18 protein-coding genes are annotated in these 24,897 nt (G+C 59.6%); 9 read left to right on the forward strand and 9 right to left on the reverse strand.

Annotation, left to right across the window (positions count from 1 at the left end):
* Positions 1–77 precede the first annotated feature (77 nt).
* The 5 genes from ACSQ36_RS35520 (at position 78) to ACSQ36_RS35540 (ending at position 6,899) form a co-directional block, all read left to right on the forward strand.
* The gene (locus ACSQ36_RS35520; protein ID WP_436185697.1) at positions 78–761 is read left to right on the forward strand and encodes a TetR/AcrR family transcriptional regulator; all 684 of its coding nucleotides are present in this window, start codon (positions 78–80) and stop codon (positions 759–761) included.
* 70 nt (positions 762–831) lie between these two features.
* Positions 832–2,652, forward strand: coding sequence for an alkyl sulfatase dimerization domain-containing protein (locus ACSQ36_RS35525; RefSeq protein ID WP_436185698.1), 1,821 nt, complete (start codon positions 832–834; stop codon positions 2,650–2,652).
* A 30-nt stretch (positions 2,653–2,682) separates the two neighbouring features.
* The gene (locus tag ACSQ36_RS35530) at positions 2,683–4,338 is read left to right on the forward strand and encodes a long-chain-fatty-acid--CoA ligase (protein ID WP_436185699.1); all 1,656 of its coding nucleotides are present in this window, start codon (positions 2,683–2,685) and stop codon (positions 4,336–4,338) included.
* Positions 4,339–4,790: 452 nt separating this feature from the next.
* Positions 4,791–5,933 carry a diguanylate cyclase domain-containing protein gene (locus tag ACSQ36_RS35535; RefSeq protein WP_436185700.1) on the forward strand — a complete coding sequence of 381 codons (1,143 nt, stop codon included), beginning with the start codon at positions 4,791–4,793 and terminating at the stop codon, positions 5,931–5,933.
* A 579-nt stretch (positions 5,934–6,512) separates the two neighbouring features.
* Positions 6,513–6,899 carry a nuclear transport factor 2 family protein gene (locus ACSQ36_RS35540; RefSeq protein ID WP_213768389.1) on the forward strand — a complete coding sequence of 129 codons (387 nt, stop codon included), beginning with the start codon at positions 6,513–6,515 and terminating at the stop codon, positions 6,897–6,899.
* Between the two features lie 184 nt (positions 6,900–7,083).
* Here ACSQ36_RS35540 and ACSQ36_RS35545 read toward each other — a convergent pair whose 3' ends face one another.
* Positions 7,084–7,395 (reverse strand): hypothetical protein, encoded by a 312-nt coding sequence (locus ACSQ36_RS35545; RefSeq protein ID WP_436185701.1) that lies wholly within the window; start codon positions 7,393–7,395, stop codon positions 7,084–7,086.
* 426 nt (positions 7,396–7,821) lie between these two features.
* Here ACSQ36_RS35545 and ACSQ36_RS35550 point away from each other — a divergent pair, with 426 nt between their 5' ends.
* A complete protein-coding gene (locus ACSQ36_RS35550) occupies positions 7,822–8,475 on the forward strand; it encodes a DUF2278 family protein (RefSeq protein WP_436185702.1) in 654 nt (217 codons plus the stop codon).
* A 63-nt stretch (positions 8,476–8,538) separates the two neighbouring features.
* Here ACSQ36_RS35550 and ACSQ36_RS35555 read toward each other — a convergent pair whose 3' ends face one another.
* Both ACSQ36_RS35555 and ACSQ36_RS35560 read right to left on the reverse strand, forming a co-directional pair.
* On the reverse strand, positions 8,539–8,880 hold the full coding sequence (locus tag ACSQ36_RS35555; RefSeq protein WP_436185703.1) for a zinc ribbon domain-containing protein YjdM: 342 nt from the start codon (positions 8,878–8,880) through the stop codon (positions 8,539–8,541).
* Positions 8,881–8,965: 85 nt separating this feature from the next.
* Entirely contained in the window at positions 8,966–10,126 is a 1,161-nt protein-coding gene (locus ACSQ36_RS35560) for an alpha-hydroxy acid oxidase (RefSeq protein WP_436185704.1), read from the reverse strand.
* Between the two features lie 97 nt (positions 10,127–10,223).
* On the opposite strand from ACSQ36_RS35560, the gene ACSQ36_RS35565 reads away from it, so the two are divergent.
* Positions 10,224–11,051: an IclR family transcriptional regulator gene (locus ACSQ36_RS35565; protein WP_436185705.1), complete on the forward strand. Its 828-nt coding sequence runs from the start codon at positions 10,224–10,226 to the stop codon at positions 11,049–11,051.
* A gap of 1,087 nt (positions 11,052–12,138) precedes the next feature.
* On the opposite strand, the gene dapA is transcribed toward ACSQ36_RS35565, so the two are convergent.
* The 5 genes from dapA to ACSQ36_RS35590 all read right to left on the reverse strand — a co-directional run bounded on the left by dapA (position 12,139) and on the right by ACSQ36_RS35590 (position 18,664).
* The gene (gene dapA / locus ACSQ36_RS35570; RefSeq protein WP_436185706.1) at positions 12,139–13,041 is read right to left on the reverse strand and encodes a 4-hydroxy-tetrahydrodipicolinate synthase; all 903 of its coding nucleotides are present in this window, start codon (positions 13,039–13,041) and stop codon (positions 12,139–12,141) included.
* Between the two features lie 26 nt (positions 13,042–13,067).
* Entirely contained in the window at positions 13,068–14,783 is a 1,716-nt protein-coding gene (locus tag ACSQ36_RS35575; RefSeq protein WP_436186454.1) for an ABC transporter permease subunit, read from the reverse strand.
* A 96-nt stretch (positions 14,784–14,879) separates the two neighbouring features.
* Positions 14,880–15,977 (reverse strand): ABC transporter ATP-binding protein, encoded by a 1,098-nt coding sequence (locus ACSQ36_RS35580; RefSeq protein ID WP_436185707.1) that lies wholly within the window; start codon positions 15,975–15,977, stop codon positions 14,880–14,882.
* Positions 15,978–16,031: 54 nt separating this feature from the next.
* A complete protein-coding gene (locus ACSQ36_RS35585; protein ID WP_436185708.1) occupies positions 16,032–17,138 on the reverse strand; it encodes an ABC transporter substrate-binding protein in 1,107 nt (368 codons plus the stop codon).
* Between the two features lie 98 nt (positions 17,139–17,236).
* On the reverse strand, positions 17,237–18,664 hold the full coding sequence (locus ACSQ36_RS35590; protein ID WP_436185709.1) for an FAD-binding oxidoreductase: 1,428 nt from the start codon (positions 18,662–18,664) through the stop codon (positions 17,237–17,239).
* Positions 18,665–19,423: 759 nt separating this feature from the next.
* On the opposite strand from ACSQ36_RS35590, the gene rpoD reads away from it, so the two are divergent.
* A complete protein-coding gene (gene rpoD, locus ACSQ36_RS35595) occupies positions 19,424–21,316 on the forward strand; it encodes an RNA polymerase sigma factor RpoD (protein WP_436186455.1) in 1,893 nt (630 codons plus the stop codon).
* Positions 21,317–21,469: 153 nt separating this feature from the next.
* Here rpoD and ACSQ36_RS35600 read toward each other — a convergent pair whose 3' ends face one another.
* A complete protein-coding gene (locus ACSQ36_RS35600; protein ID WP_436185710.1) occupies positions 21,470–22,096 on the reverse strand; it encodes a ParB-like protein in 627 nt (208 codons plus the stop codon).
* 300 nt (positions 22,097–22,396) lie between these two features.
* Here ACSQ36_RS35600 and ACSQ36_RS35605 point away from each other — a divergent pair, with 300 nt between their 5' ends.
* Positions 22,397–24,295, forward strand: coding sequence for a potassium transporter Kup (locus ACSQ36_RS35605; RefSeq protein ID WP_213769209.1), 1,899 nt, complete (start codon positions 22,397–22,399; stop codon positions 24,293–24,295).
* The last annotated feature ends 602 nt before the right edge of the window (positions 24,296–24,897 follow it).

Below are 24,897 nucleotides of genomic sequence, written 5' to 3' on the forward strand. Positions count from 1 at the left end.
GGGTTGACAAAGCGCCGGCGTTCACCGAGGATCCGGAATCCAGATTCCGTTTCATGCAACGTCGTTCACCAGGCCCCATGACCCGACCCCAGGCACGCAGTCGCGCAGCAGTTGAATCCGCCCTCGCGGTGCCGCGGCAGGCGCGCAGCCAGATCGGGCTGGAGAAGATGCTACAGGCTGGCCGCGAACTGATTGAGGTGAGTGGCAACCTGGACGATCTGTCCATCACGGATATCGTTGAACGCTCGGGCACTTCTATTGGCGCGTTCTATCGTCGCTTTGACAGCAAGGACATGTTTTTCGACGTGGTGCTCGACCGCGCAATGACCGAAGGTCGCAACCGTGTTCGCGACATGGTCGCCAGCGGCCCCGAATGGCGCTCGGGCGACGCACGGGCGGTCGCGGACGCGATCGTCGAGATGTACGTGCAGTCGTTTCGCCGCAACCGCGGACTATTCCATGCGTCGCTGTTACGCGTGTCGCGACCGAGAGCGACGTGGGACGTCGTCAAGGAAGCAAACCGCGACGTGCTGGCGTTGATCGTGCCGCCGCTCGTCGCTGCGATTGTGAAAGAACGCGATGTGCAAAAAGCGGATGCAAGTTCGATCGAGTTCGAGGTACAAGCCGCGCTTCAACTGATCCTGGGGATGCTGGTCAACATCGTCCTGAACGACCCGGGCCCGTTGTCGCTGGCGAGCCGCCGTCTCGCGCCTTGGCTCAAGACACAGTTTTGCCGTTGCCTGATTTTGGCTACTCCCTGATTTTTTCATCAAAAACGGAATAAGAATTCCTATTCCGATGTTATTTATAGACTGCCGCAAGGAGACATCCATGACCTCATGTTGCGCTGGCATATCGCGCCAACCCGCTTTTGACGCGCCACACGTTGGCGAGCCGCTTGATGTCGCGTTCGACGCCGGCGTGAACCTCGCCTTCGCGATCGCCGCGCCGACCGTTCCGCCGCGCCTGACGGAACATTCGCAGCGCATGGCTCAGCGTATCTACCGCGTGGCGGAGCGGGTGTACTGCGCTGTCGGCTATGCGATTGCGAACATCATCTTCGTGGTCGGCGACGACGGCATCGTGGTGATCGATACAACCGAAGCGGTGTCGGCGGCAAAGCGCATTTATGAGGACTTCTGCGCAATCGATCCGCGCCACGCGCAATTGCCGGTGAAGGCGGTGGTGTACACCCACAACCACACGGACCACACGGGCGGCGTGCGTGCGTTCGCCGATGAGGCGCAACTCGCGGCGGGAAGCGTCGAGATCATCGCGCACAGCTCGCTGATGGAAACGGTCATCAACAACGCGAACCTGGTCGCGCCTATCCTGGCCGCGCGCTCGGCGTACAGCTTCGGCACGTTGTTGCCCGCAGGCGCGACCGGTAAGGTCAACGCAGGAATCGGGCCGGTACTGATTGCTGAACCGGCGAGTTTTCTTGCGCCCACGCGCGTGTTCGACGATACCCTGGACATCGTGCTCGCCGGGGTGCGTTTCGAGTTCCGTTATGCGCCATCGGAGGCCGATGACGAGATCGTGATGTGGCTGCCCGAGCTCGGCGTCCTGCTGTCGGCAGAGGTGATCCAGGGCGAGTGTCTTGCGAACGTGCATACGCTGCGCGGCACGCGCTATCGCGATCCGGTGCGCTGGTATCGCACGATCGACATGATGCGCGACTTCCATGCCGTGCATATGGTGCCCGCGCATGGCCGTCCGGTGTCGGGCAAAGCGGCCGTGGCGGACGTATTGTCCGTGTATCGCGACGCGATCCAGTTCATCCACGACCAGGCGATCCGCCATATGAATCGCGGCATGACGCAGGACGAACTCGCGGAGGCCATTCCATCGCTGCCGCCGCATCTGGCCCAACATGCGTGGCTGGGCGAGTACTACGGCACGGTCAAGCATTCCGTGCGGCAGGTGTACACCGGACAACTGGGGTGGTTCGACGGCGATCCCGCTTCTCTCGATCCATTGCCGCGTGGAGAGCGGGCTCGTCGCACGGTCGCCATGATGAACGGTTCCGAAGCCGTGCGCGCGGCCGCCTGGGTGGCTATCGGTGACGGTGACTGGCGCTGGGCTGCCGAGCTTGCCACGTTACTCGTGCGACTCGATATAACGGATAACGACGCACGTACGATCAAGGCTGAGGCGTTGCGCCAGTTGGGGTATCGCACCGAGAACACGAATTGGCGCAACTGGTACTTGAGCGCGGCGCGCGAACTGGAACATGCTTATGACGACCTGCCTTTCGCGGGCGGCGGGGGACTCGCGTCAATGGACGTGATGCGCGCGCAACCGCTTGGCAACGTGTTACAGCGCCTCTGCGTCTGTGTCGATCCCGCCCTGTCTGCCGATGTACACATGATCCTCGTGCTGCGGCTGACGGACCGGGACGCCACGTTTGCGCTCGAATTGCGCAAGGGCGTGCTTCAGGTTCACGAGCGTCCGTGGCCATCTGCTCACCTCCAGCTTGCACTCGATACCGCCACGTTCTACACGATGCTGCGCGACATCGCGGGTCAGATGCCGGAACTGCTTGAAGCAGGAACCGCCGCGCTCGAGCGCGGAAACATCGATCAACTGAATGCGTTTGTCGGCTGCTTCGATCGGCCATCGCGACGCTTGCCCGCGCTCGCGGCACGTTAGACATCGAGGAGAAGCACGATGAGAAGCAGAATGGAAAGAACCTGGTTGAAAGCCTATCCACCCGGCGTTCCCGCGGATATTGACCCGGCGCGATACCGTTCGCTGCCGGACCTGCTCGACGAGAGCTTCGAGGCGTTTGCGTCGCGGCAAGCGTTTGCCTGCATGGGCCGGACGCTCACGTATGCGGAACTCGACGTGCAGTCGCGAAATCTCGGCGCGTGGCTGCAATCGAAAGGGCTCGCCCGGGGCGCGCGGGTCGCGATCATGATGCCGAATGTGCTGCAATATCCGGTGGCAATGGCGGCTATCCTGCGCGCCGGTTATGTGATCGTGAACGTCAATCCGCTCTATACGCCGCGCGAACTCGAACATCAACTGGCCGACAGCGGGGCCGAGGCGATTGTCCTGCTCGAACCATTCGATGCAGTCCTGCAGGCGGTCCAACGCAACACGCGGGTGTTGCATGTCGTGGTGACGTCGATTGGCGAGATGATGGGCGTGTCAATGGCAGCATCAGACTCGCTCACGTCCGACGGCCAGGCGCCTACCCCGCGCACCGGTTTCTGGGACGCGTTGGCGCAAGGCGCCCGCAGCCCGTTTGCGCGTGCCGATCTCAAGCCTGATGACCTGGCGGTGCTGCAATACACCGGCGGCACGACGGGCGTTTCCAAAGGGGCGATGCTGCTGCATAGGAACCTGATTGCCAACGTGCTTCAGAGCGAAGCGTGGCGCGAGCCGTTGACCCGCGATCGTCCCAATGCCGATCCGATTGTCACCGTGGTCGCCTTGCCGCTGTATCACATCTTCGGGCTGACGGTATGCGCGTTCCTGACCATGCGGGCCGGTGGCCTCGGTATCCTCATTCCGAATCCACGCGATATTCCCGCCATGATAAAGGCGCTGCAGGGTTACGCGATCAACTCGTTCCCGGCCGTCAACACGCTCTACAACGCGCTGCTGAACGACCCGGGGTTCGCCACGCTCGATCTGTCCCGGCTACTGCTTGCGAACGGCGGCGGCATGGCAATCCAGCACGGGGTAGCGGCGCGCTGGTTTGAGAGGACGGGCAAGCCGATCATTGAAGGCTATGGACTGTCCGAGACTTCGCCGTGCGCGACAAGCAACCCGTCCAACGGTACTGCGTTCAGCGGTTCCGTGGGTGTGCCGCTGCCTTCGACTTTCATCGTGATTCGCGACGACGACGGGCGTGATGTTGCCAACGGTGAGCCCGGCGAAATTTGCATTTTCGGACCGCAGGTGATGGCCGGCTATTGGAACCGCCCCGATGAAACCGCCAGCGTCATGACGCCCGACGGCTACTTCAAATCCGGCGACATCGGCATCATGGATGAACGCGGCTTCGTAAGGATTGTCGACCGCAAGAAGGACATGGTCATTGTGTCCGGCTTCAACGTGTATCCGAACGAAATCGAGGACGTGGTCGCCTCGCATCCTGGCGTGTTCGAGGTCGCGGCGATCGGTGTGCGCGACGAACATTCGGGCGAGGCGGTGAAGCTTTTCGTCGTGCGTCGTGATCCGGATCTCTCTGAGGGCGACATCCTGGCATTTTGCCGGGAGCGGCTGACTGGTTACAAGAGACCGAAGGCCGTCGAGTTTTGCGATGATCTCCCCAAGAGCAATGTAGGAAAGATCTTGAGGCGCAAGCTTCGCGACAGGGAAGGTTAGGAAACGGGTGTCATCGGCTGAGTTTGAATCAGATCGAACTCAGCCGGAAGCGGACCATCGAGCACGGGTCAGCGAGTGTTGTAATCAAATTTCAAAACGCGATGGTGCTGGCCGCGGCACATAAAAAGATTCCCATCGCCTCATCGATGCTGCGAACCAGTCGCAGCCACCCCACATCTTCTTTCGTTTGCCGATCCTTCACCAGGGACAACGGCGCCCGCAGTTGAATTCTAGGCTTTCTCCGTCGGCAGTGGACTTCATTGGCACAGTGGCCGCTTTAGTGCCAATCAGGCGAAATGGCCGCAAGCAGCGCCCGTCCCATGCACCGCTCGCAATCGCCTGACATAAGCCAAGTATAGAATACCGGCTTATTCGGCTAAAGCGCTCGGATGGGCGCCCACGCCGTGACGAGCAAACTTGACCCGGCAGTCGCGCATAAAACGAAACGATCCATGGATACGAAAATAGCGCCGTTTAGCTTGCCTCGCTGGCGATTTACGACCTGGTTATGTTATTCCGGGCCCGACGTACCAGATGACATCCGGGTCGCGCTGATCGGAAGCCTGTTCGGCACGCTGCCTATTTTCGCCGGTGGCGTCCTTAATACCATCGCTGTCTCGGTCGCGATCGCCCTGCGCGAACCCTCGGCGGCATTTATCGCCTGGGTGGTGATCGAAGTCGTCCTGTGCAGCGCACGCCTGATCTTGTTGGTCGCGGCGCACCGTGCAGCGAGGCGCGGACAGCCGACCTTCACCGATGTCTATCTGCTCCTCGGCGTTCTTTGGGGTGCAAGCGTGGGTTACGGCGCATTTATCAGCATCCTGAGCACGGACTGGATCGCCGCCACGCTCTCCTGCTTGTCCGCTGCCGCGATGGTCGGGGGCATCTGCTTCCGGAATTTTGGCGCACCCCGACTGGTCGGGATCATGATTCTTTTGTCCCTTGGCCCGTGCTGTATTGCAGCGGCGATGTCCAGAGAGCTCATCCTGAGCCTGACGCTGATTCAGATTCCGTTCTACCTCGTCGCCATGAGCATTGCTGCATTTCGCCTGAACGGATTGCTTGTCTCGACCATGAAAGCGGAACGGGAGAATGATCACCGCGCGCGCCATGACGCGCTGACCAGCCTGCCGAATCGCGCCGGGTTGATCCATGCGTCGCAGACCCGATACAAAGCGGTGTCGGACAGCACCGTAAAAACCGCCGTTCTTTATATCGACCTGGATGGCTTCAAACCCGTCAACGACCGGTACGGCCACGAGGCGGGAGATCTGCTGCTGGTGATGATCGGGGGCCGTCTCAATGCATTGAAGGGACCGGAGGACATGGTGTTTCGCATTGGCGGTGACGAATTTGTCGTCACGTTCAGCGCGTCGAACTATGAGGAAGCGGCTGCATTCGCGGATCGCCTGATCAGCGAAATGTCTGCACCGTTTGCGCTGACCGCGCATGTCTCGGTCAATGTGGGCGCGAGCATTGGCGTGGCATTGATTCCGGACCACGGCACCGACGTGCTGACGGCGCTCAATGCCGCCGACAAGGCGCTCAACGTCGCGAAGGCAATGGGAAAGTCGCGCTGGAGCCTTGCGTCCTAGACGGGGACTTCACGCCTTCTCTCACGTATCGGTTTCAGGGCAGACAAATCGATCGGGCCGCCCGGGTTGTCGTATTGCCGCTTGCAACGGATGTTCAAAGTAAGCTACTTAATACTTAGGCATCCTTTCTTCAGTATGTCCCGCCATTGCTGCAGTCGATCCGCACTCGACACCCTGGATTTATAGGCGGCCACAACCTATAACACCGTTCATTGTGCTGGTTAATACATCGCGTTTAAGTTCGGCATGACTGGAAAACTCCCGTCATTTCCCGTTCTTATGATGATTCTTCCTGCTTCATGACTGGCGAATCCTGAAGCGGGGGAAACCCCCGGTCATTCAAACCGAGCCGCTAATAAGCCGCTAACAAGCCGGTAATCGTCGTTATCGACGCCGCTGCCTTAAGGTATTGCGAGGTTGACCGTCTCACGTGAGACGGTGTATCGGACGTAGGCGAGGTCCCGTTTGTGACGGTGAAGCCTTGGCGAAAGCACACCGCCCATGCGCATCGACCTTCGCGGCAACTCGATTCGTTCGGTGGACCGTCCCGCGCCACCCATTTGCTCCAAGGAGGAATTCATGGACACGCCCATGGCTGTTTTGAAGCGGGCTTATCAGGCGTTCGGGCGCAACGACATCGAGGCAGTCCTCGAGTGCATCGCGCCGACGGTCGACTGGCGAGTCGTCGGCCCCGCCTCGTTACCTTTTCCAACGCAATGCCGTACCCGGCAGGAGGTCGGGCAGTTCTTCAAGGAGCTGGCTGCGGACGGCGAGATCACGGTGTTCGAACCCCGGGAATTTATCGACGCGAACGAACATATTGTCGTTCTCGGGTTTGTCCGGGTAATGCTTAGCGAAACCGGCAAACCATTCGAGTCGGAGTGGGTTCACATCTGCACGGTCAAGGACGGGTTGTTGACGCGCTGGATTGAGTTCTTCGATACGGCGGCGCGTTTGACAGCGTAGCGCCAGCGATTGCTTCGGCCTCGGGCGCGGCGCACGCCAGCGTGGTGCCGCACCGCACATGATTCGACCCAGCGAGCATAGCCCGCCTGCTTGGCATGCTCGCCGTTTTTTTGGGCGGATTATGCCGGGCAATTGTCCGGCACACTACACGAAGGTGGAAAATCAATGGTGAATCGCATCGCCGCTAGGCAATGGCATTCACCCTGTCGGACCTGCGCTCGCCTTCGCCAACCGGCTTCGATCCACCGTTCAGCCACGCCATCTCCACGTGCAGGAGTTCCGACAAGCGACGGCAGTCGGCAGCTCGCGGCAGCGTGATACCAGCTCGCCACAGCGTGACATCGCCCTCGGTGACACCCAGTGATTTCGCCACGCGCCCGGACGAAAGCCCGGAGCGCTTGATGGTCATGTCAAGCCTTGCGGCGAACGCGCGGCCCACTCGTTGGCTATCAGGGGCGTCGCTGACGTGGTGGTCAGAAAGGGAAGGTGCATTCATGAATGTCGCAGGACCTGATAAACGGTTACGGTGGTCGAACGGGGCACTGTACATGACGAAAGAGTCGCGTTAGTGACATTACATACCGCTCGCAAAAGCCGATGTGTCTGCGAGCGTACATAAGATGAAAGGTGCTTGTGATGATCTCCGCGCGCCCGTTTTCTTAATGACGTTTTGATGGCAACCGCACATTCTGACGATGTTTTCGAGCGTTCGCCGTTTCCATTGCACTTCTTGCCAAGCCGTCTGTCGAACTGGCCGACGACAAGCGCAATGCATGCATTGCGCTTGTCGGATGGGCGTTCCGCGAAGTCGCCCGGCGGCTATGGCGATGTCAGGGTTGATCGCGGGAGTAAGGTGAGGGATGAGAGAAGCTGGATTTCGCAAGGGCAGCGGTTGCTGCTGGTTTTAGTACGAGGAGGACACATGGCAGTGAACTACGGGGTGCTCAAGGGCACCGTGACCGGTCATCTTCGTAATGCCGATGACGACCACTATCAAATTCTGGTCCACGCAGGAACGACGGTTTTTCGGATTGCGTCGAACGTAAAGTCGTCGGCGCCGCACGCGCCTTCAACAGTTCTGTTCGAAGAGCTGGATACGTTGCCCGATACGTTGACGAGCGGTCTGGGCGCGTTGACGCCTGGGTTCACCAAGCTGCCGTCTACACCCGGCGGTCTCGCCATTGACTATGTGCGCAGCGGCCTGGTCGATATCAAGGCAATGGTGCCCGTTCCCGCCGACGCACCTGGCTCGACCAACGATCTGAAAGATAAACTGGAAAATGCGGTTGTCACGGCGATGGCCATGGAAGGGTCGATCATTTACGCATTTGGATCGCGATGGGGTCCTGAAGAAAACAAGCCGGACCAGTATTTCAAATTCGTCCCGGGCAATGGCGTTCACGACATCCACATGAACCAGGGCAACGGCGGGCAGTACGAGCAGGATAACGGCGTGTATCAGGACGGCGCGCTGATGATCGCGTACGCGGACAACACATGGCGCGCGTTTTTCTTTGCGTTCCAGTCGCAGAGTTTCGATACCGACGACCAGGGCAATCCGATAGCGGGAGGGTGAACGCTGCGCAGGGCATCGTCGAAAGTCATCGCGGTCCGATGGCTTTCGACCTCCGCCTACTCCTTAAACCTTCTTCAAATAGCAGGCTTTCAGCATAAAGCTGCCGGCGTCCATCTTGCAGTCGACCTCGTGGTCGCCGCCTACCAGCCGGATGCTCTTCACCTTCGAACCCACCTTCAGCGTGATCGATGAGCCCTTCACTTTCAGGTCCTTGATCAGCACCACGGAGTCGCCGTTGGCCAGCACGTTGCCATTGGCGTCCTTCACCACTGCATTCGCGTCGTCATCGGTGGGCGCGGCTTCTGATGCTGACCATTCATGACCGCAATCTGCGCAAATGATGCGATCGGCGTCCGCGTAGGTATTCTCCATCGCGCATAGCGGGCAGGCTGGGAGTGTAGACATAGTTCCTTCAAATAATCGTAATAATCGAGGAGGCGCGAACGCGCTCCGGCGACCGGGATTATAAAGGGCTGGCTGACTGCGTTGTCTAAACCAAGCGTGCGCCACGCGAACCATCGCGCCCGACAAACGCCGGACCGAGATCGCCAATCCCCTGGCACCCCAGCAGCCGCAGCGAAATCAGCATCTCGTCCATCATCAGCGCGAGCACTTCGCTGGCCCCGGCTGCTCCGCGCGAAGCGAGTCCATACAACGGAGCACGCCCGAGCAGCACTCCGCGCGCGCCTAACGCGACCGCCTTCAGTGCATCGCTGCCGCGCCGCACGCCGCCATCGATAAAAATCTCCGTCTTTCCGCGTACCGCCGCAACGATTCCCGGCAGCAACTCCAATGGTGCGAACGTGCTCCCCAACTGCCGTCCCCCATGATTCGATATCACCACGCCATCCGCGTCATGCGCCACGGCCAGCAGCGCGTCTTCCACACCCATGACGCCCTTGACGATCACCTTGCCGCTCCAGTGCCGCCGTATCCACTCCAGATCCCGCCAGCCCAGCGTCAAGTCCATCTGCCGGCTCAGCATGGCGGCATGACGCGATAAATCCGCATGCTCGCCCACGCTCTTCGCGATGTTCTTCAATTGCGGAGAACCCGCGCGCGCCATCTGCCAGCACCAATGCGGATGCGTCAGGCAATCGACGAGGAGCCTGGGCGACAGGCGCAACGGCAAGCGGAAACCATTGCGCGTGTCGTGATCGCGCTTGCCGTGCACGGGGACATCGACGGTGAGAACCAGCGTTGAATAACCTGCAGCGCTTGCGCGTCGCATCAGGTCTTCTGCAATGCCTCGATCCTGTTGCACATAGAGCTGCATCCATAGATCACCGTGCGGTGCGGCGGCGCGCACATCCTCCAGCAGCGACGTCGATGCCGTCGACAACACGAACGGCAAGTTCGCGCGGCTCGCGGCTTGTGCGAGCAGTTCGTCGGCGCGCGGCCAGAAGAGTCCGTTCAGACCTGTCGGTCCCACGATCAGCGGCGCGGCCGCTTCGCGTCCAAAAAATTGCGTAGTGCTTGAACAGCGTGACACGTCGGTGAGCACACGGGGTTTGAACAGGCACTGCCCGTACGCGTCGATATTGCGCCGCAACGCGTCGCCGTCTTCGGCGCTGCCCTCCAGGTAGTCGAACGCAAGCCGCGGCAGGCGCCGTTGTGCAGCGATCCGGTATTCAGCGACAGAGGCAAGCATCAATGCTCCACGAACTGGCAATCGACCATAAACGTGAGATTCGATTGCACTACAATTGAGATAATTACGATCCGATACCTTCAAAGCCCCCACAAGCATGTCCAAAAGCGCCGCTGGCACGCCCGAAGAGCCGAACGAAACGAGGGCCGCGCGCTCGTCGTTGTTCGTTGGATCGACTGAAAAAGCCTTCCAGGTCCTGCATGCTTTCGACGGTCCGAGCCGTCATATGACACTCGTCGATATCGCCCGCGCGTCCGGTCTCGACCGCAGCGCGACGCAGCGCCTTGTTCATACGCTCGAAGCGCTCGGTTATCTTTATCGTGTGCCCGAAACGCGCAACTACGGCCTGACGACGAAGGTGCTGCAGTTCTCGTACAACTACGTGCGGGCCAACGAACTGATCGACAAAGCCTCGCCGTATCTGCTCGATATCAGTCGTCGTCTTGGCGAAACCACCAACCTGCTGGAACTCGATGGCCACGAGATCGTGTTTGTCGCGCGTTTTCCGGGGCAGCATCTGGTGAACATCGACATTGTGGTTGGTGCTCGTTTGCCGGCCATGTTCACTGCTGCGGGCATAGCAATCCTTTCGCGTTTGTCGGACGAGCGCGTGCGCGAGATCCTGGCGCAAACACGGCTCGACCCGCTCACGCACTACACAGAAATCCATCCCGACAAACTGCTTGAACGCGTACGCAAGGTCGCGCGGCGGGGTTACGCGGTGATTGAGAACGAGACGGTCCTCGGCGATATTTCCGTCGCGGCGCCGGTCACGGATCACGGTGGTATGGCCGTTGCTGCGATCAATATTTCGGTGCCGACGTCGCGGTGGTCGATCGAACGAGTGGAAGCCGAACTCGCGCAGCATGTGCAGGTCGCTGCGACGTCGATTTCGAAAGCGCGGTTGGCGGGTTACAAGCGTTGAGGGGTTTTGGGGATTGGTCTTTGTTCGCACTTGGGGGTGATGGTGGGTTTTGGGGTTCTTGGGGGTGGGGTCGATGCTGGGGTGGTCGGTTCCGGGGGGTAGCGGTCGGGGTTATTGCCGGGTTGGTGCTTTCGGCGTTAGTGGTCTGCGAGAGTCGGATTTTCTCTTTATCACTATTAGCCACTGTGCGTGGCGGCACGTCATTTCTTTGTCCAAAGCGACAAAGAAACGAAGCAAAGAAAACGCTTTCCAACCGCGCTACCCTAAGTGTCCACAGCGTGCAGTTTTGATTCATAGGTGCCCCAAAAGCACGGTGCTCGCCAGAGCGAAGGATGTGTGAACCCCTCCTTCTCCGAACACCGATACCCACACGCTTCGCCACCAGTGATTGAACCTGCCCAAGGAGCACCCCGCGCTATCCGCGGAACCTCCCTCCGAATTTGTACTCTCGTCGAACCACGCGGCCAACCCGCAACGTATCAAAACCCCAAAGATGCTTAAGGCAGTAATCAACGAAAATAATCGTATGGAGAACGTAGCCAATTCACTAAAACTCGAAGCGGTAATTCGCGTCAAGCTGCTACGGATCAGGCTGCGATCCACGAATATGACCGCGCAGCCCAGGCAGCTAACCCACCAAAAAACGAAACCGAAAAGACGCGTGAGGCCGTGGTGGTTCCTTGGCAATGGTGCTTGCCCGAGAGCGTACGGGGCGAAGCGTGTTCATGTCAGGATTCGCGAGAAGGAGGGGTTCACACATCCTCCGCTCTGGCGAGCACCGTGCTTTTGGGGCACCTATGAATAGAAACTGCACGCTGTGGACACTTAGGGTAGAGCGGTTAAAGCGTTTTCTTTGCTTCGTTTCTTTGTCGCTTTGGACAAAGAAATGACGTGCCGCCACGCACAGTGGCTAACAGTGATAAAGAGAAAATCCGAGTCAGGCAGACCACCAACGCCGAAAGCAGCAGCCCAGCATTGACCCCGACCACTAACCCAAAAACCACCCCCCCGGCATTGACTCCGACCGCTAGCCCCAGAACCGCCGACCCTGCCCCCTAACCCCAGAACCGCCCCCCGCCCCCTAACCCTACCCACGTTCAAACAAATCAAGTTGTTTCTCCAGTTCCACGCGCAACCGCCCCGACAACTCCGCCTCCGCTTGAACCAGCGGCGCAAGCATCGCAGGCGCGTGCACATCGATCAGGTCCATCACGGACTTCATCGGCCCGGGATTGGTCTCGGCGAACGCCATGTTCATCAGCGGAATCAGCGAGCGATGCAATGTCAAGGCTTCCTGCGTCTTCCCCTCCGAAGCCAGTTGATAAATCTTTCGCCACGCAGTCGGCAGCAACGTCGCCGTGACGACAATCCCGCCCCGCGCACCGGCCACCACGTGCAATGGGAACAACGTATCCTCACCGCTCAGCACCGCGAACGATTCATCCACGCCCGCAACGGTGCGCAGAAAATGCCACATGTCCGTGTTGCACGCCTTCATGCCAATGATCCGCTCATGCCTCGACAACTCGTGCAGCACCTCGGGCGCAATCGCAATCCGCGTGCGGTACGGAATTTCATAGATGAGAATCGGCAGCGGCGATTCATCGGCGTAACGCATGAAGTAATCGCGAATCCCGCCTTGCGTCGGGTTCGTGTAGTAGGGCGTCAGCACGAGCAGACCATCGGCGCCGGCCCGAGCGAAGTCCTTTCCCGCTTGCATCGCATCGTGATAACCGGGGTCGAGCACGCCCGCGACAACGGGGATCTTGCCCGCTGCCTGCTCCGCCGTGATCTCGGCCATGCGAATGCGCTCGGCGCGCGATAACGCGCCATATTCGCCGGTGCCGCCAAGCGGCACCACACCGTCCACGCCTTGTTTCAGCAGATAGCGCATGAGCGCGCGAGCGGCGTCGGCATTAATGGTGTCGTCGGGATTGACGGGAGTCGGAATGGCCGGCAAGACGCCACGCAGTTGATGTGCTGAAAGCATGAGTTAGTCCTGGAAAACAAGGTTATTCAAGAAGCAAGGCTGCGGCGGCGCAACCGGTCCGCCACCCAGATCAAGGCTGCAATGAAGACGAACAGGCACGTGGAAACGGCCGCAATGACCGGTGAAATCTGCATCGTGATTTCGTCCCAGAACTGCTTGGGCAAGGTCGTGCTCAAGCCGCCCGACGAGAACAACGCAATGGTCAGTTCATCGAAGGAGGTAGCGAAAGCGAACAGGAACGACGACATCAACCCCGCACCGAGAATCGGGAACGTGACGAGGCGCAGCGTGGCCCACGGCCGTGCGCCCATGCTATGCGCGGCCAGATCAAGTCGCGTGTCGTAGTTGCGCAGCACGGCCATCATGGTGATCACCACGTAAGGCACAGCCACCACGGTATGTCCCAGCACGAGGCCGAACGACGACCCGATCAAGCCGATCTTCGCGAAGAAATAGAACACGCCTACTGCAATGATCATGCGGGGCACCACGATCGGCGCGAGGATGAAAGCGAGCATGGCCGCCTTGCCCTTCATGCCGCCGCGCACCAGCAGAAACGCAGCGGGCGTGCCGATCAGCATCGAGAGAATGCCGGTGCCGATACCCACCAGCATCGAGCGCGTAATGGCCTGCATCCACAACGGTGAATCAGTGATCTGCCGATACCACTGCAGCGAGAAACCATGCGGCGGCCACGCGAGACCGGACGCGGAATCGAACGAGAGCGGAATCATCAGGAACGCAGGCGCGCTGAGGAAGACAAGTAGCAGGATCACCACCACGCGCAACGTCAGGCTTTCGCCGTTGGCGGCACGGCGTTTGCGACGTTTGGGAAATAGACTGATTACCGCATCGGTCGCGTTGCCCAGCGCGGTCAGGATCACATCACCCAGCATGCGGCTCCAGCCGCCGCCGTGCTTTGGACCACGCGCGGCCGAGCTGCCGCCAGCCATCGTGGAGAGCCCAACCATGCGGTCGTAGATCAGGAACACGAGCAGCACGACTGCCAGCAACAGCACGGAGATTGCCCCTGCGAAACCCCAGTTCAACGCCTGCATCACCTGGTCGATGATCAGTTGCGTAATCATGGTCTGATGTCGTCCGCCGAGCAGCGTGGGCGTAATGAAGAAGCCGATAGCCGTGACAAACACCATCAACGCGCCCGCGGCAACGCCCGGCAGCGAGAGCGGAAAATACACCTTCCAGAACACCGTGCCCGGCCGCGCGCCGAGCGTGGCGGCAGCACTTGGCAAGCGGCGGTCGATGTTCTCCATTACCGAGAGCATGGTCAGCACCGCGAGCGGCATCAGCGCGTGGACCATGCCCACGATCACGGCGGAAAAGTTATAGAGCAGGCTCAACGGCCGGTCGATGATGCCAAGTCCAAGCAACACCTGGTTGATCACGCCGTTGCGCCCGAGCAGCAAGACCCATGCAAAGGTACGCACGAGAAAGCTGGTCCAGAAGGAGAGCAAGACCCAGAACAACAGGCGGTTCTTGCGCTCCCGCGTCAGCGATGAAATCAGATACGCGATCGGATAACCGGTGAGCACGGAGAAGAAGGTCGTCCACAATGAGATCTTCAGCGTGATCAGCAATACATCCACATATACCGACGATGCAAAGAGCCGCTTGTATTCAACCAGCGTAAAGCCGCTGTCGTTATGTACGCTGAGCAGCAACAACTGGCCGACGGGGTACACGAGCATCACCAGCAGCAACACGATGATCGGTGCGCTCATTGCGCCGGGTCGCAACCACGCGCGCCATCGGGCAGGGCGTGGCGGCGGCGCGTCCGGATGCGTTTGCTCGGCGGTCAGGACGGAACGATTCATCTCTTACCCCGCAATGGCAACAGCGTCCGCAGTCAGCCACGAAAGCCCGAGCGTCTGCCCGATCTCGTACTGGCGGCCGAGCCGGTTGGTAGGGAAAGCCGCGACGAGCGGCGGGGCGTCGCTGATATGCGACTGCAGATAAAGCTTCGTCATGCTGCCGGTCACCATGATGTCGGTGAGCTTCGCCGACAATGTCCCGCCGTTGATCGACGCGGCCGGCGGCCCATCGTGGATCTGCAGGTTTTGCGGACGCAACATCAGCTTCACCGGCTTGCCGTCTCGAATCACGGAGTCGTACGCCATTGCGTTGACGTTCGCGCCACCCTGCACGCTGATCTGTACCTGATCGCCGCTGCGCCCCGTGACCACTGCATCGAGCAGGTTCGATTCGCCGAGGAAATCCGCGACAAACACGCTCTTCGGGCGGAAATACAGATCCGCGGGCGTGCCGAGTTGCGCAATCGATCCGGCGTTCATCAGGCAGATGCGGTCGGACATGGTCATCGCCTCTTCCTGATCGTGCGTGACGTAGACAATCGTAGTGCCCAGGTCCCGATGAATCCGCTTGATTTCCAGTTGCATCTGGTCGCGTAATTTCTTGTCCAGTGCGCCGAGCGGTTCGTCCATCAGGATGATCGACGGGCGGTAGACCATACAGCGCGCGAGTGCAATCCGCTGCTGCTGACCGCCCGACAATTCACGCGGATAACGCCCCGCTACATGCGGCAGATGCACCATCTCAAGTGCTTGCATGACCTTCTCGCGCGTCGCTTTGGCGTCGGTCTTGCGCATCTGCAACGGGAACGAGATGTTCTCCGCTACCGTCATGTGCGGGAACAGCGCGTAGTTCTGAAACACCATGCCGAGGTCCCGCTCATACGGCGCTCCATACGTCACGTCGACCCCATTGATCCGCACCTGGCCATCGTCCGGCTGTGCCAGTCCCGCGATCAGGCTGAGCAGCGTTGTCTTGCCTGAGCCGCTGGGTCCGAGCAGGGTCAGGAATTCGCCCTGGGCGACATCGAGATCGATCGGCGCGAGCGCGACGAAGTCGCCATAACGCTTGCACAGTCCCGTGATTTGAAGATTCGAGGCAGACATGGAATCGGCATCCGTGGCGGTGAAAACACAAAAGGAACGCGATGAAAACAGCGCTCAGGTCAGGATCCAGCTATTGAACCGTTCGAGCGCGACGCTTTGTTTTTCCTGCCAGAACTTCGCATCGATATGCAGGCCGTTCTTCATGTTCTCCGGGAACGTCGGGCAATTCTTCGCAATCTCCGGCTTGATATAGTTAAATGCTTCGGGCTGCGTAACACCGGCCGGAAAATATTCGACCAGCGCGGCCTGACGTTTTGGATCGGACGCAAACTTGATGAACTCGCGGCACGCGGCCGCGTTCGGCGTGCCTTTGAGGATCGACCAGTTGTCGACGCCCCAGATGTTCTGGTTCCAGACGATCGCCACCGGCGCGCCGTTCGCAATAGCCGATTGCGCCCGCGATACCCACGTGCTGATCATGTCGACTTCACCGGAGCCCAGCATCTGTTCGACTTGCGCACCCGTGGTCCACCATACATCGACGTGCCTGGAAATTTTGTCGAGGCTCGCGATGCCCTTGTCGAAGTTGACCGGATAGACCTGCGAGGGCGACGCGCCGTCTGCCATCATCGCTTCTTCGAAGGTATCGAACGGATACTTGCGCAGGCCGCGACGGCCCGGGTAGTCCTTGACGTTCCACATATCGGCCCATGAATTGGGGGCTTTGCGGCCCTTGAAGGCATCGGTGCGATACGCGAGCACGGTCGTATAGATGTTGGTGCCGACGCCATACGGCGACATGTATTGCGGTGGAATCTTCGCAATCACCGGATCGGCTTCAAGCCCATGCTTCTCCAGGTATTCCTTGCCGCCGCCCGTCAACAGGAGGATAGCTGGCTGACTGATCTTGGCCATGTCCCACGTGTAACTACCGGTCTCGACCATGCTCTTGATCTGGGCGGTCGGTTCAGCGTTAGCCTGCACGCCGATCACTTCAATTCCTGTCTTCTCCGTGAAGGGCTTGTAGAAAACCGCGCCGTACGCCTTGGTGTAGATGCCGCCATCGTCGCGAATGACGATCCGCTTGCTTGCCGCGCGCGATGGCGTCCAGACGAACGGGAACGCCACCGCCGCGGCGCTGGCGACAGCCGTCTTGATGACCGTGCGGCGGCCGGGTTGCTGAAGCGGTTGGATCTCATCGCGTGCGGGCTGCTTTTTCATGTCGGCTCCAAGGGTGTGGATAGAAACAGAAACGCTGTGATGCGAACGTCCTGGCTTCTTCCTGGCCTGGATCGGTTAGTTCTAAGGTAACCAAAAACTCAGGGCAGCAAACGCCCCGGATTGAACAGGTTGTGCGGATCGAGCGCGTTCTTCACCGCGCGCATCAGGCCGAGTTCAGCCGCGGATTTGTAGTGCGCCATTTCCGGCAGCCCGGTTTGCCCGACGCCATGCTCCGCGCTGAACGTGCCGCGTAATTCATGCGCTACGTCGTTCACGCAGCGGCGCATGGTGTTGGCCATCGCGGAACGATCGGCGAGTTGGCGCCAGGCGTCGAAGGTGAAGAAAGGGATGAAATGCGCGTTGCCGTCGCCAAGATGCGCGACCACGATGATGTCCAGCCCGGGAACAATGGCATGCACCGCTTGCGTGGCACGCTCGATTAACAGGGGCACCGCGGACACCGGCACCGCACAGTCGGTCGTCAGGCCCACGCCCGCTTTCTTGTTGGCTTCCGACACGCTATGGCGAATTTCCCAGAGCGCGGCGCGTTGTGTCTGGTTGCTGGCGAGGACGGCGTCGTGGATCAGCCCTGCAACGGCTGCGTGTTCGAGCGTTTGCTGCATCAACGCGGCCATTTCCTCGCCGCCGTGGGTGTCTCCTAGTTCGACCAGCACGTGCCATTCATGCAGTTCCGAGAGCGGATTGCGGCGGCCGGGAACATGCTCGACCACGAGTTCAAGCTGGCGGCGGTTGATCATCTCGAAGGCGCTCAGACGCGATCCGCACGCGGCCTGGAACATCCCGAGGATGTGCAGCGCGGCGGCGGGATCAACGGGCGCGAACCACGCGAGCGCGTGTTGAACAGGCAACGGGTGCAGCTTTAGCGTAGCCGCGGTGATGATCCCCAGCGTGCCTTCCGTGCCGATGAACAAGTGCTTCAGGTCGAGCCCCGTGTTGTCCTTGCGCAAGGCGCGCAGACCATTCCAGACGGTGCCATCGGCGAGTACGACCTCTAGACCCAGCACGTTGTCGCGAGTGTTGCCGTAGCGCAGGACCGCAGTGCCGCCCGCATTCGTCGATAAATTCCCGCCGATCTGGCACGAGCCTTCGGCGCCCAGACTGACCGCGTACAGGCGTTGTTCGGCCGCGGCTGCGTCCTGGATGGTTTTCAGCACGCAGCCGGCTTCGACTTCCATCGAGCCGTTGGCGGCATCTATATGGCGGATGCGCCGCATGCGCGTCAGATTGACGATGACCGGCGGCAGGCCCGCGTTTGCCGGCACCGCGCCCGCACACAGGCTGGTGTTGCCGCCCTGCGGCAGGACCGGGACGCCGTACGCCGCGCACAGGTGCACGACGGCCGACACCTGCGAGGTGTTCGACGGCTGGACGACTGCCGCAGCCGGTCCCTTGTAGCGGCCTCGCCAGTCTTCCGTGAAAGGCGCGAGGTCGGATTCGGCCGTCAGCACCGCATCGGCGCCGAGTTCCGCTTCCAGGGCTGCGATCAACGCCGTGACGTTCTTCATGTCGAGTTCCTCGATAGGCACTGGCGGCCTCCCGGACCAGCAACGGGTCAGCGGAAACGCCGCGTCTGAAAAACAGCATAGGGAGAAAAAAATCGCATTGAAATGTGTTTAATCGTAATGCGATTAAAATAGGCGTTATCGCCGATCAGATAGTCGGCGGGAGCGGGTCGCAATGACGGGAGAAGCCTGCCGCCCGAAAAAAAACGCCTCAGCGGCGGCAAAGTCGTCGAGAATCGACCCATCATTGAGCAAAGGCATTAATCAGGGTCGGAATAAGGCCGCGTTTTTTAGGCTCGATGAGCGGCTGCATGCGGCTTTTGCGGTCTTGATTCGGGCTAAATCGTCCGCAAATGAGTGCTTGTCCGAGCTAAATGTTGTAGTTTTGCTGCGCTCGGCTACTAGATACGCCTGATATTGGCGTTTACCGCACTAGCCGCAAGCAAGTTGCTATAAACTGTACGACCCGCGCGAATACTGCGCTCGTTAGCGCGTCCCGCCTCCAAACTGATTCAGTTTTGCTCGAATCAGCGCATCGAATTGGCTGAATAAGCTGAATAGCTGAACCCGAGGTGATGATCCCGTTGGTCGTCACGGTAGTGCTCGTGTCTAACCGCTTGTGCACTGGTTTGTCATTACAGAGCAAAGCTGTCGAGGAAATGTATGACAAGTTTTGATCCAACCGAATCTACCGCCGGCAACGGCGTTCCTGCAAAAAAATCGAAAGCCCGCCGTGGGTCTGCCGACAAGTTGTCGCGCCCAATGGACGAAAGCGTCTGCTCGCCCGAGCAGGCCGATGAGCGTCAACGCCAGATGCGGGCGTTGATTCAACTGGGAAAACAGCAAGGCTTCCTGACCCACGCAGAGATCAACGATCACCTGCCGGGTAACTTTGCTCAGACGTCGGCTATCGAAACCATTGTCAGCACGTTCCGCGACATGGGTGTGGCCGTCTACGAAGAAGCGCCGGACTCGGAAACATTGCTGCTGAACGATTCCGCCCCCACGGCGGTGTCGGACGAGCAATCGGACGAAGAAGCGGAAGTCACGCTGGCGACCGTCGACTCGGAATTCGGCCGGACGACCGATCCCGTGCGTATGTATATGCGCGAAATGGGCAGCACCGAACTGCTGACCCGTGCGGGCGAGATCGAAATCGCGAAGCGCATTGAAGATGGCCTCGGCGAGATGATCAAGGCGGCATTCACGTGCCCGTCGACGGTGATCACGCTGCTCACGACCGTGGACAAGATTGTCGCGGGCGAGCTGCGCATCGACGAACTGGTCGATGGCTTCAAGGACACCACGCTGGACGAAGACGCGGTGCCGGCGGATGCCGACTCGGACGCTGAACTCGACGAAGCTGAACTCGCGTCGGAAAGCGACGACGAAGACGGCGAGACCGAAGACGAGCAGGCAACGCGTGCGAACGCAACGCGCCTCAAGCATTTGCTGCGCGACTGCTTGCCTATTTTCTCGAACGTGCGGGACCATTTCGACGTGTTCCATGCGGCTTATATCGCCGACGATTCACGCACCGGTGACTGGCCGAGCGTGCAGGAACATATCCAGCGCGAGCTGGCCACGATCCGCTTTACCGCTCGTACGATCGACCGGTTGTGCGCCGAGGTCCACGAGCAGGTCGAGCAGGTCCGCGCTATTGAGCGCCGTATCCTGAAGATCGCCGTCGATCTGGCGGGCATGCCGCGTGAGAAGTTCGTGGAAGTATTCCCGGGCCACGAGACGGATCTCGAGTGGACGACCCGTCACGCTGCAGCGTCGAACGCCTATGGCAAGGCGCTGGAACGCAGCCTGCCGGCCATTCAGGCGGAACAGCAAAAGCTGATCCAGATCGAATCGAACCTGATGTTGCCGCTGTTGCAACTGAAGGCGCTGAACAAGCAGATGACGTCCGCCGAGCACAAGATGCGTCAGGCGAAGCGCGAAATGACGGAAGCGAATCTGCGTCTGGTGATCTCGATCGCGAAGAAGTACGTGAACCGCGGCATGCATTTCCTGGATCTGATCCAGGAAGGCAACATCGGCTTGATGAAGGCCGTGGACAAGTTCGAATACCGCCGTGGCTGGAAGTTTTCGACGTACGCCACGTGGTGGGTCCGTCAGGCGGTGACGCGTTCGCTCGCCGATCAGGGCCGGACCATTCGTGTGCCGGTGCACATGATCGAGACAATCAACAAGCTGAACCGCGTATCGCGCGAAATCCTGCAGCAGACGGGTCAGGAAGCGCATCCGTCGGTGCTGGCGGTTCGCCTCGATTTGTCGGAAGAGAAGGTTCGCAGCATCCTGAAGATTGCGCGGCAGCCGGTTTCGCTCGAAACGCCTTTGGGCGAAGACGGCGACACGACGCTGGGCGACATGGTGGAAGATTCGAACACCGAGTCGCCGGCCGATGCCGCCATGCATGCCGACATGCGTCTGGCGATCAAGGATGCGCTCGATTCATTGTCGCCGCGTGAAGCGAAGGTGCTGCGCATGCGCTTTGGTATCGACACCGTTTCCGACCATACGCTGGAAGAAGTCGGCAAGCAATTCGATGTGACGCGTGAGCGGATTCGCCAGATTGAAAGCAAGGCAATGCGCAAGCTCGTGCATCCTAGCCGGTCGGAGAAGCTGCGCTCGTTCCTGGCACATTAAGGACGCCGCAAGGCTCGCTGGAAGGTAGGTTGACGCCGTTGGACCCGCAGAGGGTTCAACGGCGTTTTTGCTTGGTGCTCTACGGCTTGACGCTCTCCCGCTTACCCCAGGCAGATCCGAGCCTCCCGCTTCCGATGCGAACCACGCCCACATTCAAGGGCGTGGATTTACTCCACTGCTGACCTTGCTCTTGTAGAACCCCGGAAGCACCAACGCGTCTGGACTTTTGGCAAGATGCACCCCCTGCTGCACAGCGGCGTTGAACTGAAACGACGTGCTCCACAAGCGGATGCGAGTCCGGAAGAAGTCCGCCCACTGGAATTCGGCAAACGGTTCAGGCGTTTTAATGTAGCCGCCCGCGTTGCGCACAAACGCTGCCAGGCTTCGGTACGGATCGTCTATGAGTCCCGATACATTGGATGGAATCGCGGCAACGCCATGCAGGATGCCGTGCTCGTCATAGGGGTGCACCCAGCGCCGGTTTGCCATCTCCAGCCAGAAGGCGTCGCCTTTCAGCTTCGACAGGTCGGCCATGACCTCAACGTAAGCATAATTAATCTGGGCGTCGAATAGCGCTCGCGCAAGGTGATGGTGATCGGTCGCGAAGTGAGTGCCATCCCGGCCCAACACGGCCGGAATAGGTAGGGCCTTCAGCGCGCGCTTCAATTCTTCCGCAGGCAGGGAGGCGAAGTGTTTGCGTTTCTCATCGACTTCCAGCATGCCTGCGGTTATCTGCGTCGGATGGATCTGCTGCAATTCCAGCCTGACTAATTTTTTCATGGTGTGTACGCAGGATTAAAGGGCCAGCGGCAAGCGTAACCGACGCGGTTCCCGCCAACAAGTTTGCGAGGCAGCAAGGGCGGCGCCTGCGTTCGCGTCCTGGTCACACTATTCAAACGTGTGCGCTTCGCATTTTTCTTTACATGACTCACCGTCATTTTTCGCGGTTATTGTTATGGAGATGTTCTGGAGATGTTGAAGCGCGCTTGGTGTAAATGCTGAGGTCCATGCCGATGAAACCGGTTAGTCTGTGGGCGATCCCGGATAGCGGCGATGATTAACAAATCGAGCGAAAGGCATATGTCAGCATCCGTTGCAAATTCTTCGACCAAAGTGGTCCCAGGTGCACCCGTTTTAATGCTTGGCGCTGTAGGCGTCGTTTTTGGAGACATCGGGACAAGTCCGCTTTACACCCTTAGGGAATGTCTCAAGGCCGCGGGCGGAGCCAGTCAGGTTAATGTGTTTGGCATCGTATCGCTGATCCTTTGGTCGATCCTGATTGTCGTCACGCTGAAGTACGTCAGCTTTGTCATGCGAGCAGGCAATGACGGCGAAGGCGGCATTCTTGCGCTGACCGCGCTGGCATCGGGCGTTGCTCCCGAGCGCTTGCGTAATGTCTTGCTGACGCTGGGCGTGTTCGGCGCGGCCATGTTCTATGGCGACTCCATGATTACGCCGGCTATTTCCGTCATATCGGCGGTGGAAGGCGTGACGCTGATCGATGCTCAGCTCACCGCCTGGATCGTGCCTATTTCATTGGTTATCCTGACGGGTTTGTTCGCCATCCAGAAGCACGGCACCAGTGCTGTGGGGAAGATCTTCGGGCCGGTCATGGTGGTCTGGTTCGTGACCTTGGCCGCGCTGGGTTTGCTTCACATCGTCCAACATCCGCTCATTCTTGAAGCCGCTTCGCCGACCTTCGCCATATCGTTCGTGGCGCATAGCCCGGGCACCGCGTTCATCGTGCTGGGTTCGGTCTTCCTGGCGCTGACCGGCGGCGAAGCCTTGTATGCGGACATGGGGCACTTTGGTAAAAAGCCGATCCGTCTCGCATGGATGTTTCTCGTCTGGCCGAGCCTGGTCATGAACTATTTCGGGCAGGGCGCGCTCGTGTTGATGCATCCCGCTACGCTGAAACAACCGTTCTTCGAGTCGGCTCCCGGCTGGGCGCTTGTCCCGCTTGTCATCCTGGCGACGGCGGCAACCATTATTGCGTCGCAAGCGGTGATCTCGGGCGCGTTCTCCATGACGAAGCAAGCCGTGCAGCTTGGTTTCCTGCCGCGCATTCCGATCGTCCATACATCGACGCATGAAATTGGTCAGGTCTATGTACCGTTCATCAATCTCTCGTTGTTCGCGGCTGTCGTGTTCCTGGTGGTGTTCTTCAAATCATCCGATAACCTCGCGTCCGCCTACGGCATTGCGGTGGCTTCCACCATGCTGCTCACCACCCTGTTGATGTATTTCATCACCCATTGCCTTTGGCACTGGAAACCGCTGGCTACGGCGCTTGTTATCGGGCCATTTGCGATTGTCGATGCGGTGTTTGTATCGAGTAACGTCAGCAAGGTGCTCGACGGCGGCTGGTTTCCGCTGCTTGCAGGCGCTACGTTGTTCACGGTCATGACGACCTGGCACAAGGGACGCGAAACGCTGATCGACCGCATGAAAGCGGAGAACCTGCCGCTCAAGGACATCATCCATTCGCTGTGCAGGAGCAGTCACCCGCCGTCGCGCGTTGAAGGCACGGCGGTGTTCCCCGGCGGCGTGGCCGGCATGACTCCGACGGCGTTCATGCATAACCTCAAGCACAACCGTGTGCTGCACAATACGAACATCTTTCTCGCCGGCACGACCGACAACGTGCCCCATGTCAGGGACGCTGACAAGGCCGTGGTGGAGGATCTTGGTGATGGCTGTTATGCGGTCAGGGTGCGTCACGGCTTCATGGAGATTCCCGACGTGCCGGCGCTTTTGACGCTGATCCAGAAGCAGATTCCCGGTTGGACCTATGATGCCGCCGATACCTCGTTCTTCCTCGCCCGCGACACGATTCGTGCTACCGGTGAAAGCAAGGCGATGGCGCTATGGCGCGAGAAGCTGTTCGCGTTTCTTGGGCGGAATGCTGCGCAAGCGGCGGAGTACTATAGTTTGCCGCCTAATCGTGTGGTTGAGTTGGGTGGGCAGATCAATATGTAGGGGTGGGGGGGCGGGGATGGCGGGTGGGCGGTTCTGGGGGTAGCGGTCGGGGTCTATGCCGGGTTGGTGCTTTCAGTGTTAGTGGTCTGCGAGAGTCGGATATTCTCTTTATCACTATTAGCCACTGTGCGTGGCGGCACGTCATTTCTTTGTCCAAAGCGACAAAGAAACGAAGCAAAGAAAACGCTTTCAACCACGCTACCCTAAGTGTCCACAGCGTGCAGTTTTCATTCATAGGTGCCCCAAAAGCACGGTGCTCGCCAGAGCGAAGGATGTGTGAACCCCTCCTTCTCGCGAATCCTGACACGAACACGCTTCGCCCCGTACGCTCTCGGGCAAGCACGATCGCTAAGGAATCCAAATGGCCTCACACATATTTACGGTCGCGGTTTCTTGGTGGGTTGGCTCTCGGTCTACGCGCCTATATTCACGCGTCACAGCCCGATGCGGATTTACTACTTCAGTTTTTGGTGAGTTTGCTGCACGGCCTAGACAGTTATTTTCGTTGGATACGGCCTTACGCATTTTTGCGGCCTCGTTGCTTGGCGGGTTGGCGGCGTGGTCCGTCATGCGTACAAATTTGGCGGGAGGTCGTCCGCGGA

Source organism: Caballeronia sp. LjRoot34 (genome assembly GCF_964253815.1).
Taxonomy (GTDB): Bacteria; Pseudomonadota; Gammaproteobacteria; order Burkholderiales; family Burkholderiaceae; genus Caballeronia.